The following is a 13,751-nucleotide window of genomic DNA, read 5'->3' as shown; positions in this document are numbered from 1 at the left end:
CACGCCTGTTGGATATGTGCACGTCCGCAGGACGCGACCGGACAATTGGAAAAAGGGGGCAAGCGTGAATGCTTGTCCCGTACTACGGTCTCTCAATGGAATGGGTTATTGAGTTGAGGCCGGGCCTTGCAGTCCCCGATGGCGAAACCGATCCGCCAGGCGCGCCGGCATCAGGTACACGGCAAACAAGGGGCGGCCGCCGATCGGGCCGCCCCTTTCGTTGTCATTTTTTCGCGGAATTCTTCGCGCCGATCTTTTTCATGTCCTCCACGATTGTGTAGTCCGAATCCGCCGTTGGCGCGAAACCGCTAATATCGCCGGCAAAGCCGGTTTTTCCCAGCGTTCCTTCAGGCAGGCTGAGCAAGCCGGATTTCAGTTTCTCGATGGAGTCTTTGTCGAGATCGGAACGTACCACCATCGGCATTTCAGGCACGCTCATGGCGGCGATGATTTTCAAGTCGCCGTTGACGATCTTGTCGCTCTTGTCATCATAGCTGTCGAACGAGATCAAGCCGGCTTTCTTCCAGTATTCCCAGTAATGATCGGCGACCGCCGCGGCGTCCACCTTGCCGTTTTTCACGGCAAGCATCGATGCTTCCTGGTTGCCGGTATAAAGGATCCGCTTCAGGTCAGCCGTCGCCACGCCATTCTGATGAAGCATGTACAAGGGAGCCAGCCCGCCTGACGTCGATGTCGGGGCTACAAACGCAAAGGTCTTACCCTTGAGGTCTGCGACTGAATTGATGCCACTGTCCGCACGCACAATGATGCTGGATTTGTAATGCACCCGGCCGAAATGAATCGCCTTCGCAATGGGGACAACCTGCATCCCCTGTTCTTTCATGGCGACGTATCCTTCCGCGCCGAAGAACGCCATATCCAGCCGCTTCGACGCGAGGCTTTCGATGAGCGCGTTGAAACTGGGCGAAACGAAGATTTTTGCGGGAACGCCGAGCCGCTTCCCAAGATTGTCTGCCATGTTCTGGAACGACTGCGCCAGCGCTTCCGGGCTTTCAGCTGGGATCGGCAGCAGGCCGATCTTCAATTCCTTGATGTCATCGCAAACTGCTGCAGAGGCGACGCTTACGGCCATTGCCGAAGCGACAATCCATTTAACCGCCTTGAACATGTCAACCTCCCTTTGGTGTCCCGTGACAATCTGATTGGCAGAGGCGCGCGGTCAAATACTTAATCGTTATGTTGAACATAACCTCATTCGACCATCAGGGGCGAAGGATCATCTTTATGGCATCGGCTCGCCCATTGGCGAGATCGTGGAACGTCGCGGGACCATCCTGAAGGCTTCGTTCGTCTGTCCAGTCGAAATTCTCAAAGCGTCGTTGCTCGAGTGCGACCACAGCAGCTTCGAACTCCGACGGCGTGTAACAGTAGCTCCCGGTAAAATGAATTTCACGTATCGTCAGTTTTCTGACGTCGATGCCGTCCGAACGATGTAGCAACCCGACGTGAACGATCACCGAGCCGGGCCGCGCGAGATGACAGGCCAGCGCTCTTGTCGCAGCGGACCCAACGGCGTCGATGATCAGATCCGCACGGGATTCCAGAAGCTCGCTGGACACGCTGGCAACCGCACGAAATTTTTGCCGCTCCCCGATCATGGTGCGCCGCTGCACATTGTTCTCAACGATCAGGATATTTGCGATGCCGTAAAATCCCAGGGCGTAGGCGGCAGTGAGCCCGATGGGGCCGCCGCCGAGTACGACACAACGCGCCATCGACCCCTGCACGTTCAATAACTTTAGTCCCAGATTCACGGCATGAAACGAAACGGCGAGCGGTTCCGCAAGGACCGCCTGAGACACCGGAAGCTGGCTGGAGATTTCGAAAGTATTCCGCAACGGAATGCGTACGAACTCCGCAAACGCGCCGGGACGCGGCTTCATCGAAATTATCTGGCGATCCGCGCAAATGTGCTCCTGCCCGCGCTTGCAATAGTCACACGTGCCGCACGTCACCAGCGGATTGATGGCGACCCTACGGCCTGCGAACTTACCTCCCACGATGTGGCCGATGGCTTCGTGGCCAAGAATGAGGGGAGCCGGCCGCCGCTCGTCTTCTCCGTTGTAGGCATGCATGTCGGATCCGCAGATCCCAACGGCTTCGACCTTGACAACCACTTCATCTGCTAACGGCTCGGGATCGGGTTCGTCACGAAAACTGAGAGCTTGTTTATTGGTATAAACCAGCGCCTTCATCACGCTCTCCTAACTAATTCCGCTATTCGATCAGTAATCCGCCGCCATACAAACGCAAGTAACTATCGGTTATACGCCATATAACGAGCAAATATTGGACGGTCAGCAATCGTCATTGTCTCCTGAGCTATGCGAGCTAGAAAGAGAAACGATGATGAGCACAATTACAGCCGCTGTACGTACTGGGTGCTTCTTTGGTTTCGCTTGCGGCAGAAGACAAACGTGGAGTTTCCGCGGGCTTGTCGGATGGCAATGACGCGATTACCGCAGGCATGGCTGAGCTAGGATTGACGAAAACGGCAACAGTGCGCTCTCATTCCACATTTCTCATGAGGAGAACACGGTAGCAAGACGTCAAAGATTTCGAGAGAAACAAAAATGATCCAGGGGTTAAATTATCTTGCTTCAGGTGCATCCGATCTGGACAGGACAAAAAAACTGCTCGTCGAACTATTAGGAGCGTTCGAAGTCATTCCTTCATGCCCAAAAAGCGACCCGCAGGAAATAATTCTTCGTATTGGCGACGTGTGGCTAAAGATCGTAAAGTCTGACGACGTTAGTTCAAAGGCAACAATTCTGATTTCTTTCAATGTTCATCCGTCAGACTTCGATTGGTATCTGGAAGAAATCAATAAGCGAGATTTGCAAGTAGCAAACATATCGGAAAACACCGAAAAGAAAGTTCGCTCCATTAGGTTTTGCGATTACGATGGAAATCGATTTGAACTGAACACAAACCCAATGCCGTCTGCGTTACTTCAATCGGATAACTGAACGGAGTGACTCAACAAGTCAAATGGGCGGTCGCGGCGATACCGGTCCGGTCATTTTTGCGATCAGGCAATAGTACCCAGCGATCTTGCGTTGCTGCGCGCCGTTCATGGCACCTAGCTCGGAGGGCCAGCTAGCGCAGGTTTATACCACGGAAAGTGTCTCTTCCTATTTTCAACAGCGCGTGATGTAGAGTCTGCGATGCATCGCGTTTTTCAGAAATTCATTGATCTTCTGTCGAGCGCTGAAGATACCAAAGCCTTTTCCGAGACTATGGCTGAGACTGCGGCAGCGCTGGACTTGTCTTGCTTTGCGTATCTCGCGCTTCCGCATCAACTGGACAACGAACCACTTGTAATCTCAACATACCCCGCCAACTGGGCCGCGCGTTATCTGCATAATCGTTATGAGCGTCTTGACCCGGTCGTCATCCGAGCCCTCCAAAACCCAGAACCATTCCAGTGGGGCTCTGGCTTGTCCACGAAAAGCATTTCAAGAGCGCAACAAGAAATACTCGACGAAGCTTCCCAATTCGGGATTCGGTTCGGATTTACGGTCCCTATTCATGATGGTCATGGCCCCATCGCTGCATTGACCTTCGCTACTGACCAACGACGATCGCAATTTGAAAACTGCACTAACTCGCATGCGCGAGTGCTGCAGCTTATGGCAATGTACTTCCACGCTCATGTTCGGCGTAAGCTCGCGAGGGATCGGAGAATTGGTGGCGTAGTTCTATCTCCTCGCGAACTCGAATGCTTGGAATGGGCCGCACAAGGAAAAACGACTTGGGAGATCGGGCGAATTCTTGGCATTTCCCGCCATACCGTCGCGTTCTATCTTGAGAACGCAAAGGCGAAATTCGGTGTCCGCACTATAGTGCAGGCTGCAGCGCGCCTGGCCGCGTCAGGTCGCCTGCGAGACAATTGCGTTAAAACTTTGTCATCTACATACCCTAAAGGTTAGGGGGCTGCGTCCCTCTACAAGATCGCTTTCAGTGAAGCACAGTCATTCACCTGAGGAGGCGATCGTGATTCAACTCATCGTACAACAGAGCTACGGGCAATCGGCACCTGCACTCGCCGAGATGCATCGATTGCGCCACCGCGTGTTTAGGAACCGCCTCGACTGGGACGTTACTGTCAGCGGTGACATGGAGGTCGACGAATTCGACGCACTTAATCCGGCTTATCTTCTTCAGCGCGGCGACGATGGGAGGATACAGGGGTGTGCGCGCTTGCTACCGACCACCGGCCCAACCATGCTGCGGGACACCTTTCCCGTGCTACTCGCCGGCCAGCCGGCGCCCTCCAGCAATCAGGTATGGGAAAGTAGCAGATTCGCTATTGATGTCGCGCCGGGCGCACCCAAGGGCGAACACGGCATTGCCTGCGCAACGTACGAGTTGTTGGCTGGCGTGATTGAATTCGGGCTTTCGCGTGAATTGTCCGAAATTGTTACGGTGACCGACGCCCGGATGGAGCGCATTCTGCGTCGAACTGGCTGGATGTTGCAGCGCGTCGGCAAACCTGCCAAGCTCGGAAATACCTTGGCAGTGGCGGGTTACCTCCAGGTTTCGATGCAGATATTGACAGCGGTTCGTAACGCGGGCGGCCTCTCAGAGCCCGTTCTCTGGGCGCCAGTCATGTTGGCGGCCGCTTGAGACGACTCGCAACGCTGGCACGAAGCTCGGCAAAGCTTCTGCGCTTCGCAGCAACACCTGCATGATTTTTTTTAACGAGCAGCATCCATCGAGAACCGAGCATGGCGGCAACCAGCAATCAAAATGATGAGCTACCTGTCACGCGGACGCCAGCCGTCGACCTCCACCACCTGCGATTTGCCGTTGTCGCTGGAGACTGTGGAAGTCTTCGGCGGGCGGCCGACTTGCTCTCCGTCCGACACTCAGTGCTAAGCCGCTCCATCGGTCAGCTTGAGCATTTAATTGGGGTAGCTTTATTCGAGCGATCGAGCAGTGGGGTGAGGCCTACCCTTGCCGGGAGAAGTGTCCTACGGATCGCGAGAATAATACTGGACCAAGTCGACGCGCTTGTCGCAATAGGAAGATCCAATGGTGGGGGCGAGGCAGGCCGGATTTCGGTCGGCTTCTGCACTTCTATTTCCGCGGGCAATCTGCGGGCCACCCTACTCGATTTTAAAAGACGATTTCCGCAGATTGAACTAGCAACGGTTGAGCGACCGCACGTTCTTTTGATGAACGCTCTCAGAAGCGGAACGCTCGATGTTCTTATCGTCACAGGAGACTTGCCGTCATTGGATACCAAGAACCTCAAGCTCTGGAGCGAGCGCATCCTTGTCTCCCTACCCGAAGATCATCCGTTGGCAGCACGCGATGTGATTTATTGGACCGATCTACGCAACGAGACTGTCTTGCATAGCCAAAATGATCCCAGCCCCAAATTCGAGGATCTTCTCATATCGAAGCTAGTGTCCCCGGAAGACCGTCCCAAGATCGAACGGCACGAGGTTAGTCGAGGTATCATCAAAAACCTTGTCAGTATGCGACTTGGACTTAGCCTCGTAATGGAATCGGATATTGGCGCGAACTTTGCCGGCTTGGTCTACCGCGAGCTGCGCGACGGAACAGGGTCCACCTGCGTTGGCTTTTCTGCGCACTGGCGAGCTGATAACGAGAATCCCGCACTAGACGGCTTTTTGAAATTACTGGCAGAGCGTTATCCCTCACCGGTTTCTCGCGAATAAGCCACACGCCGCAGCTTCGCAAATCCCCGATCCGTGGCCATGAACCGCGCCACCATTGGTACGATTAGCTTGCCTGGATCGCTGATCTTCTGGCCTGTCTCACGGGCAACGGCTTCGGCGTAGGCGACGAGATCTCGATGCACGGATGCTGGCAATTCAAGATTGATCTTAACGGGCTTGTCGTCGGGCAGCATTCCAATCTTGAGCTTGGCCATAACTCCCTCACCCTCTGTATGGCTCGAGAACGAGATCGCGATTAACGATCACCCGGACCGGGAATCCCGGACGGATGGTCAGCGTCGGCTGAATATTGAGGCTGCGACGGACAACCTGCTGGCCGGTCTGATTCAGTGAATCCCCTGCCCCGCGCCGCAGTGCCTGGATGATCGCACTGTCATTGCTGTTGGTGTCAGAGCCCGCGCCGAGCTCGGTGCCGACAGCAAGCAGCGTCGAAAGGGCAGCGGCTTTGAGCAATTCGCCCCAATGCTTGTCGACTTCGTCTTCGAGGCCGGCGTATCCTGCCGCGTCTGCACCCGGCTGCCGCTCGAGAACGATCGAACGGCCGTTCGGCATGATAAGGCGGGTCCAGACCAGCAGCACGCGCGATTGCCCGAAGGCGATCTGGCTGTCGTAAATGCCGATCAGACGCGCCCCCTGCGGGACGAGCAGCAGGCGCCCGGTCGGCGAATCGAAGACGTTTTCTGTTACCTGCGCGGTGTTCGGCCTGGAGTTCGGAGAAGTTGGTCCGGCCTTCATGGACGACGACCACCTCCCCATCAACGATGGCCTGGCCGGAGATATCGAAGGCGCCGGCAATAGTGGAGAACCGCTTTGTCCAGTCGAGGCCGTTCCGCGTAAACACGCGCTTCCTTCCGGCGTTGATATGGAGCTGGACACGGTAGCCGTCGTATTTGATTTCGTGAATCCACTGCTCGCCCTGAGGAGCCTTGCTCTTCAGGGTCGCAAGCTGGGGCTTAATGAACCCCGGCATCTCCAATCGCTTTGCCACAAACGCAACTCACAAAAAGCCCGCCGTTAGGGGGCCAACGACGGGCAGTCTACTCACGCTTTTCCCACGAGTCTTTAACGCCTAAGGGACATCGCTGTTCCTTCGGCTTCCGCCAATGCTATGAGGCTTATCCAGAAAATAGGAGCGGTTGCCGGTGGCGGCCTCGGCGTATTGGTCGATCGCAACCATGAGAGCCTGGACGTGCTGGTAGCACCACCCCTGCCGGGCAGCGAGGCGTCGGGTTTCGGCCAGCGATTTCAGAAAAGGGTCAGTGACACTCTCGTCGTACCACCTCGGAGGCTGGCTCACCATTTGCGGCCTCCCAGTACCCGCCGTTCTACCGGCATTTCCTTCTTCAACTCCTCGCGCTTGATGCAAAGCTGGTCGATCTTGTCTTGCATCCTCAACAGGAGGAGTTCAGCGGAGGCGGTCGGTATACCGGCGCGCTGAAGCTGAAGGATTTCCTTGCGCTGCCTTCCGGACTGGACGCGCATGTGCTCGATTTCCCTTCGCACGCTTTCTAGGTCCATCCTTCAATGCCCTCTGGATTTGTCGGTACAGGCCTTCAGCCCGGCGATCGAGCTGGTCGTAGAAGCGGAGCCGTCTGAACAGGATTTCGATTTCACGGTTCTTGCGCGCGCTCATCCTCAGGCCCGCGCACCAAAGCGCCGCTTGGTCGGCCTATCAGAAACTGGTCTTGGTGCCGCCGGAGCGCGTCTGGGAATGAAGAAGCTGTTGACCAGGATCGGCTCCCGGTCACCGAGCCGGGCGCGCTCCTGAACCAGCAAGCTCATGGCGGCACGCATCACCATGATCTCCCCGGCAATTTCCGAGCATTCCTCATCCCGGTTGATCTGCTCGTGCATAATGGCCTCAGCCTCCAGCATGCTCACCCTTAATGCCCTGATTTTCTTGCGGATTTCATTAATTCGGTTGTCCATGGCTCACCTCCCTGCGGGTCGAGCCTATAGAGAACAAATAAAGAACAAACTTCAAGTTAAGAATACAGGGCAGCCAAAGAATCTTCGGAGTTCCCATGTCCCGCCTGCCTGACCAGATCGACGCCCCGATGACCCCGCGCCAGTTGGCAACGCTGCGCTCCCTCAGCGTTGAGGCTTATCAGCCGCGTCTCTTCGAGCCGAACCTGACGGCCAAGGAAGCCTCGCGCCGTATCGACGCGCTGAAGGCAGAGATTGATTTGGCCAATCAATTTTGAGCAACCGAGGCCTTGCTGGTTGCGCGTGAACGTCGCTATTTTCCCGATCAAGCTGCCATAGCTCTATGTCGTGCCCGTCCACTTAACTGCTTGGCGCGCTCTTTAGCGGCCTCTTCATGCTCGCAAACTAGAGTCCCCTATGCCCCAAAGTGGGTCCTCCGCACTCGATCTTGGGGTGGCCGCTTTTACCCTGAAACCGGGCATCCCGGGCCCCTGGACAAAATGAGCTTGACCATGCACCTCGGATTACAGAAGGGATCGGAACCGGATCGCCGAGACCCACCATCCCGGTTTCGGGATCTGCGGCTCGGAAAGCGTAGCGCGTAGAGCCTGACCGGCGTAGCCGGGCACGCCAGCTCTCTTCAGCTAGAACTACCGATGCGTCAGACCGCTTTATGCGGGAGTGGTAATGGTTGGGATGACACGGATGACGCCCTCGCGACGCAACAAATCGGATAGCAGCGCCCGTTCGGCAGGGTCCGCGGCGAGAGCCAAAAGGTTGTTTGCCGGAATGCTGAACGTCTTTGGAATACGTTCGATCACGTCGCGTACCGAGCAGGATGTCCCAATGAAATTGAGAGCAACAGCAGAGAATCCGGAGAAGTCGAAGATCACATTCATGCCCCGCGTGAGCTTGATGGAATTGGTGACGACCTCCGCGAGGTGATTGAGGTTCGACGAGCGTGCGGTCGTCTCGCCCCTTTCCACGGCAGAGATAAGATCGTAGAGACCGAGCCGCCGGAATATGTGAACGATCATTCGCGCGACCGCGGGATCCACACTCGATGCCGCGAGAGCGTCTTCGTACATGATGCAGTATATTGCCGCCAGTTCAGTGGAGGGATTGCCGGTATCGAGACAGGCGAACAGGAAATTTCGCGCGTCCACTGGTTTGTTGTCCGCGTGCAGAACGAAGTAATGCATACAGATGTCCCAAGGATCGGCGCTGGTCGGACTTGCCAGTTCAACATGCATACGCGTGGTGAAGTTATTCAGAAGAATTTGCATGCACTCGGTCGTCATTGCGATCCTTGCCGCCTTCATTCTTTTGTAGACGGCAAAGGTGGCGTCTTTGGATGGGTGCTCCTCCAGAAATGTTGGCACTTCGCCATACAGAGCGTCCGGCAACTTATCCACGTCGATGTTAAGGAAATCCGTCGACATAATGTAGTCCGCCACCAGGAACTCGGTGAATGAGGTATGCGGAAAATAAAAGATGCCCGCGTCCTTTTCCGCGAGGAAATAGCCAATGTTCTTTTCTTCGAGCACGGAACCAATGAGCAACTCGCGACGAAGGCCTTCGAGCGAGACGTTCGGGATTTGGAACTTTTGGATGATCTCCAATGGGATTTCGTGAGCGGTAAAGGTCCGCGTTTTCTTAACGGTCCAAAGCCACCATGCCAGCAGGCGCATAAAGTGAATCCGCTGAGCGGTGCCGAGGTGCCGTCTCGCGGCCTTTTCCTCTTCGCGCCTGAGAATGCTTTTGATGAAGAGTTCGTAGAGTGTGAAACGAGAGATGTCCGACAGGTTTGCATCCGGATCAGCGGCGACTTCGGCCAACATCTTGGCTTGAACCGGTCGTGACAGAATATTGCCGAGATCTAGAGATTCGACGGTTGCGATGAGCTGACCTAATGGTTTTCGATGAGATTCCGCATCGGTAGCGGTAGCCAGAAAGCCCCTGATGAGCTTGAGATATTCATCCTTCGAGAGGAAGGCCATGCGGAGGCTGTCGAAATCAGGAGCGCTATCTGCCTTTAGAGGAATGGTATGGAGGCGAGAACTTGTGAGGCGGGACTCTTCTTCTTCGCTTTCTATGGAACCGGGGCGTCCCAATAGGAGCAGCTTGGAATTGACGGCTGCCGTCTTTCGTATCTGGGCCGAGATGTGATTGAAGTCATTTGGCGCCATCGCGAACTTCATCTCGTCAAAACCGTCGAGGATGATGACGAAACGATGGTCGGTATTCAACAACCGGAATGCGGCGCCCGATAAAAATCTGACTCCATAGTGATTGGCCAACTGAGCGGTAATCAGCGTTTCCAGATCGGGCGCCGTCGTAAACTCGCCAAGGCTTATAAGAATAGGAATTCGCGCTCCGTAATTTTCACAGCAGCGCTGGGCAAGGACGGATGCAAGGAATTTGGAGTAGCTGGTCTTACCCATGCCGTAGCCGGCCCAAATGGCGATCGGTCTTGCCGTATCGTCCACAAGCCATTTTTCGACATGGGCGTGGAGATCGACTTTTGCTTCATCTGGGCCATAAAAGCTGGGCGAGATATAGTATCTTGAGATTGGATCGTCCTTGTAGGACTCGATCAGGGAGGTAATCATCGGGCGAAAATCGACGATCTCCTGCTCGCACTCGATACCCGTCATGAGCTGGCAGTAATCGTAGGCTCCGACGAACTCGCGCGCCCCCGGGGCCGGCGTCTGATCGCATATGATCCAGATTTCGTCGATCTCCTTGTTCTGACGTGCCGGATCATAGTCCGCGAGGATGTCTTTGACATGATCGCGTGTGAGCGCCCGCCCCCAACGCTTGCATTCGGCGGCCGCTTTGATCCGTCTCCGCGGTCCTGCCTGAATCTCAAAGCAGATATCGGCCTTCTTGGCCGTCAGCTTCACCTCGGTTTGGACGTTATCATACCGAGTGCGGAGCAGCGCAGCGATGTGATCTCGGAATTCGTCGCCAGTCATGAATTGGATATCCAGGGCGGATTTGAGTCGCTGGGCAGCACAATAGCAATTAACTCGTACTGGCACGCCGCAAAATGGGATTCACGCTGCACCCTTTCAGCCGGATCGGGGTCGCAATCTTCTTCGGCGCTTGATTAATGGCCGAGATCGGCATCCCGACTACGGATCTGCGGGTTCGCTGAGCGCAGTGCGTAGAATCCGACCGACGAAGCCGGGCACGCACCGGCACGCGAACTTCAAGAATCTTCAGGAACGCTAACTGGAAGCCCATGGAAGCCCTCAGAACAAACGGGACGATCCTTATTGTAGTCCAGCAAGTTTAGACTAACCCCGCGCACGCCGCAGCGCAGCTTCCAATCGCTCCTTCTCCTTATCCCAGCGGGCTTTTTCGGCTTGCGATCTCTTCTCGAGAGCCTCGACCTCGGCCTGGATGGCAGCGGCCCGCTTCGCGTGCTCCTGCTCGGCCTTGTCCAACGCAGCCTGCGCCTTGTCGACGGCCTGCCGACGGCGTTCACGCTCCTTCTGCCTGGCGGCCTCTTCCTTCGTCCGTTCAAGCTCGCGGTTCCTCCGTTCCCGTTCGTAGTCGAAAGCGGCCTTTCGTTCCGCAACCTTATCGACGGGGCGAGAGGAAGGCTTCTTCGCCTTATGACCTTTCGACTTGCGGGCGGATTTCGTTGGACCGCCGCCGCCAAGATCGGTGGGCAGCTCGGCATGTTCGCTGAAAGGTCGGTCGGTGCCAACCGGGCGCCTGAGAACGACGCCGGGCTTTGCCATGGTTGCGGCAATGACTTCCGGATCATCACTCTCCATCGCCGCACCCTGATGGAAGAGATTGCTGTCAGCGCCCCACGCTTCCAGAGCCGCTTTCATGGAGGGCGCGGCGATCGCCAGATCGAAGAAGCCCAGCGAGGTCTGGTAGGTCTTCAGTTTTCTGGCCATGAGACGCTTCCCCGCCCACTGACCGCTGCCGTGCAATCAGCTCGGCTGTTTACCTCGCGAGCAGAGAATTTCCAAAGCGGGCGAACGAGCGGCCGGACCGGGAAGTATCTCGACGCATCCGGCTTGTCGGAGCGAGCTTTCCGTGAACCGACCGCAAAGATACCTTAAGCCGACTTCCGCTGCAGTTTGGCGGCCGGCCTCTTTGCCGTGGACTCCTTGGCCGGTTTCTTGCCGGCAATCGGCATCAGCATTTCCTTCTGCCCGGCCGCCGCCTTGCGCGCCTTCTTGGCTGGCTTCTTCGCCGCCTCTGTCGCTGCCGCCGTGGCTCCTCCGATGCTCTTGCGCAGCGCGTCCATCAGGTCGACCACGTTCTCGCCGCGGGGACGCGCTTTCGCGGTGATGGGTTTGCCGGCGCGCTTCTGGTTGATGAGATCGAGAAGGGCGGTTTCGTACTGGTCTTCGAACTTGTCCGGCTCGAAGTGGCCCGCCTTCTGGTTGACGATGTGCCTGGCGAGATCAAGCATGTCCTTGGTGACTTTGACGTCCTGGATGTCGTCGAAATACTCGTCTGCAGAACGCACCTCGTAAGGATAGCGCAGCAGCGTTCCCATCAGACCTTTGTCCATGGGCTCGAGGGCGATGATGTGCTCACGGTTGGTCAGCACCACCCGTCCGATGGCGACCTTGTTCATCTCACGGATGGTTTCGCGGACGACGGCGAAGGCGTCGTGACCGACCTTTCCGTCCGGCACCAGGTAGTAGGGACGGATCAGGTACCTCGGGTCGATCTCGCTGCGGTCGACGAACTCGTCGATCTCGATCGTCCGCGTCGATTCCAAAGCGACGTTCTCGAGCTCCTCCTTCGTCACCTCGATGAAGGTGTCGGTGTCGACCTTGTAGCCCTTGACGATATCCTCGTTGGCGACCTCCTCGCCGGTGTCAGCATCGACCTTGGCGTATTTGATGCGATGGCCGGTTTTCCGGTTGAGCTGGTTAAAGGTGACTTTTTCGGATTCCGACGTGGCCGGATAGAGCGCTACCGGACAGGTGACGAGGGAAAGACGCAGGAAGCCTTTCCAGTTAGCGCGGGGGGCCATAGGCGGGGAACTCCAATACTGATGCTGGTTTCAAGACGAATGGCCCGGCTTGGTTCCGACATTGCGACCCTTCCGACAGGAGGATTTTTTCACGGAGGAGCCTCGATCAGACTCGACTTTTGTTCTCTTTATGTTCTAGTTGGGAATGACAGACCGACCCGCGAGCTGGCGCATGCCGACCCCAAAACAGATGGAAAAGCTGGCCGCTGAAGCCGCCCGTAGGCCGGGCCCCTCGGCTGCGGCTCCGGATGCTCCCCTACCGGCGGAATATTGGGAATCGGTCCTCAAAGATCCTCGCGTCGATGCGACCGGAGCCCAGCTGCGGCTGCGACGTCTTTCGGAAATCCAGCGCCACGTGCTGCGCATCTCCTGCCGCCGCTGCGAGCGGACCGTCGAAATCCAGACCGCCGATGCAGTCCGATTGTATGGCGGCAACGCATTCTGGAAGGACGTCGCGCAGCGACTGCTTGACAACACCTGCCAGCAGCGCACCGGAAGACACGAAGAAGACGGGTGCTGGCCGGGATTTGACATGACCTAGCCGGCACCCCGAGTTTGGTCCGCGCTTGGATGTCCGGATGGCGCCAAAACACCACCCCACGCCGCTGTCAGGCGGAGACCGAAAGGCTCTGACGAAGGAATTGGGGAAAGCACGCGCGATGACCGGCATTCTGGCTGCGCAATCAGCAGACATGCGAGCCAAGGGCGCTGCGCTGATCCAGCAGGCCGATAGGTTGCTTTGCGAAAGCTGGAACGAGCGGATGTGGAGCGATGGCGAACCGATCGACCCTTCGCCAACAATTGACCAGGCTATCAACGGCGGCTTTCCCTGGCTGGAAATCCAGTGTTCACGGTGCAAGACCCCGAACGATGTCGATCTGGCAGCCCTCAAGCGTCCGCCGACCACCTTCGTGCACGATCTTGCGAGCCGGCTGCGCTGTCGCAAGTGCGCCAAGGCCGGGCGGCGCCCCTCCGCGAGCTTGCTCCAACTTGGTTGGCAGCCGCGTCACCCTCGAGCGGAGGTCTAGGTTGCGATCGAAGCAGGAATCATCGACCGTCGTTGATTCCAACCATGAACG

At 56.8% G+C, this 13,751-nt stretch carries 15 protein-coding genes and 2 pseudogenes; 7 read left to right on the top strand and 10 right to left on the bottom strand.

Going from position 1 to position 13,751, the window contains the following annotated elements:
* Positions 1-223: 223 nt before the first annotated feature.
* Positions 224-1,129, bottom strand: a complete 906-nt coding sequence (locus tag JQ567_RS22995; protein WP_212440904.1) for a phosphate/phosphite/phosphonate ABC transporter substrate-binding protein — start codon at positions 1,127-1,129, stop codon at positions 224-226.
* Between the two features lie 94 nt (positions 1,130-1,223).
* Positions 1,224-2,216, bottom strand: a complete 993-nt coding sequence (locus tag JQ567_RS22990; RefSeq protein WP_212440903.1) for a zinc-binding dehydrogenase — start codon at positions 2,214-2,216, stop codon at positions 1,224-1,226.
* A gap of 378 nt (positions 2,217-2,594) precedes the next feature.
* Here JQ567_RS22990 and JQ567_RS22985 point away from each other — a divergent pair, with 378 nt between their 5' ends.
* The 4 genes from JQ567_RS22985 (at position 2,595) to JQ567_RS22970 (ending at position 5,711) form a co-directional block, all read left to right on the top strand.
* Positions 2,595-2,990: a hypothetical protein gene (locus JQ567_RS22985; RefSeq protein WP_212440902.1), complete on the top strand. Its 396-nt coding sequence runs from the start codon at positions 2,595-2,597 to the stop codon at positions 2,988-2,990.
* Between the two features lie 198 nt (positions 2,991-3,188).
* The gene (locus tag JQ567_RS22980) at positions 3,189-3,953 is read left to right on the top strand and encodes a LuxR family transcriptional regulator (protein ID WP_212440901.1); all 765 of its coding nucleotides are present in this window, start codon (positions 3,189-3,191) and stop codon (positions 3,951-3,953) included.
* 64 nt (positions 3,954-4,017) lie between these two features.
* Positions 4,018-4,650, top strand: coding sequence for an acyl-homoserine-lactone synthase (locus JQ567_RS22975; protein WP_212440900.1), 633 nt, complete (start codon positions 4,018-4,020; stop codon positions 4,648-4,650).
* 101 nt (positions 4,651-4,751) lie between these two features.
* Positions 4,752-5,711: a LysR family transcriptional regulator gene (locus JQ567_RS22970; protein ID WP_212440899.1), complete on the top strand. Its 960-nt coding sequence runs from the start codon at positions 4,752-4,754 to the stop codon at positions 5,709-5,711.
* Here the strand turns inward: JQ567_RS22970 and JQ567_RS22965 are convergent.
* The 5 genes and pseudogenes from JQ567_RS22965 to JQ567_RS22945 all read right to left on the bottom strand — a co-directional run bounded on the left by JQ567_RS22965 (position 5,684) and on the right by JQ567_RS22945 (position 7,661).
* Entirely contained in the window at positions 5,684-5,926 is a 243-nt protein-coding gene (locus JQ567_RS22965) for a DUF2274 domain-containing protein (protein ID WP_212440898.1), read from the bottom strand. The genes JQ567_RS22970 and JQ567_RS22965 overlap by 28 nt on opposite strands.
* Positions 5,927-5,933: 7 nt before the next feature.
* A pseudogene (locus JQ567_RS22960) lies at positions 5,934-6,428 on the bottom strand (TrbI/VirB10 family protein); the annotation flags it as partial.
* A 55-nt stretch (positions 6,429-6,483) separates the two neighbouring features.
* Positions 6,484-6,702, bottom strand: a pseudogene (locus JQ567_RS22955) (ATP-dependent DNA ligase); the annotation flags it as partial.
* A gap of 323 nt (positions 6,703-7,025) precedes the next feature.
* A complete protein-coding gene (locus tag JQ567_RS22950) occupies positions 7,026-7,214 on the bottom strand; it encodes a hypothetical protein (protein WP_249165639.1) in 189 nt (62 codons plus the stop codon).
* Between the two features lie 153 nt (positions 7,215-7,367).
* Positions 7,368-7,661: a hypothetical protein gene (locus JQ567_RS22945; RefSeq protein WP_212440896.1), complete on the bottom strand. Its 294-nt coding sequence runs from the start codon at positions 7,659-7,661 to the stop codon at positions 7,368-7,370.
* A 95-nt stretch (positions 7,662-7,756) separates the two neighbouring features.
* Between JQ567_RS22945 and JQ567_RS22940 the strand changes: the two genes are divergently transcribed.
* Positions 7,757-7,936, top strand: a complete 180-nt coding sequence (locus JQ567_RS22940; RefSeq protein WP_249165638.1) for a DUF3072 domain-containing protein — start codon at positions 7,757-7,759, stop codon at positions 7,934-7,936.
* 393 nt (positions 7,937-8,329) lie between these two features.
* Here the strand turns inward: JQ567_RS22940 and JQ567_RS22935 are convergent, their stop codons facing one another.
* The 3 genes from JQ567_RS22935 to JQ567_RS22925 all read right to left on the bottom strand — a co-directional run bounded on the left by JQ567_RS22935 (position 8,330) and on the right by JQ567_RS22925 (position 12,672).
* Entirely contained in the window at positions 8,330-10,636 is a 2,307-nt protein-coding gene (locus tag JQ567_RS22935; RefSeq protein ID WP_212440895.1) for an NACHT domain-containing protein, read from the bottom strand.
* A gap of 324 nt (positions 10,637-10,960) precedes the next feature.
* Complete coding sequence (locus JQ567_RS22930) at positions 10,961-11,575, bottom strand: cell envelope biogenesis protein TolA (RefSeq protein ID WP_212440894.1); 615 nt, start codon at positions 11,573-11,575, stop codon at positions 10,961-10,963.
* A gap of 164 nt (positions 11,576-11,739) precedes the next feature.
* Positions 11,740-12,672 carry a Ku protein gene (locus JQ567_RS22925; protein ID WP_212440893.1) on the bottom strand — a complete coding sequence of 311 codons (933 nt, stop codon included), beginning with the start codon at positions 12,670-12,672 and terminating at the stop codon, positions 11,740-11,742.
* A gap of 145 nt (positions 12,673-12,817) precedes the next feature.
* Here JQ567_RS22925 and JQ567_RS22920 point away from each other — a divergent pair, with 145 nt between their 5' ends.
* Positions 12,818-13,213: a hypothetical protein gene (locus tag JQ567_RS22920; protein WP_212440892.1), complete on the top strand. Its 396-nt coding sequence runs from the start codon at positions 12,818-12,820 to the stop codon at positions 13,211-13,213.
* 37 nt (positions 13,214-13,250) lie between these two features.
* On the top strand, positions 13,251-13,700 hold the full coding sequence (locus JQ567_RS22915) for a hypothetical protein (protein WP_212440891.1): 450 nt from the start codon (positions 13,251-13,253) through the stop codon (positions 13,698-13,700).
* Positions 13,701-13,751: the final 51 nt, after the last annotated feature.

It is taken from the genome of Bradyrhizobium sp. AUGA SZCCT0431 (genome assembly GCF_018131065.1).
Taxonomy (GTDB): Bacteria; Pseudomonadota; Alphaproteobacteria; order Rhizobiales; family Xanthobacteraceae; genus Bradyrhizobium.
This window is presented reverse-complemented; position numbering and strand designations above follow the sequence as displayed.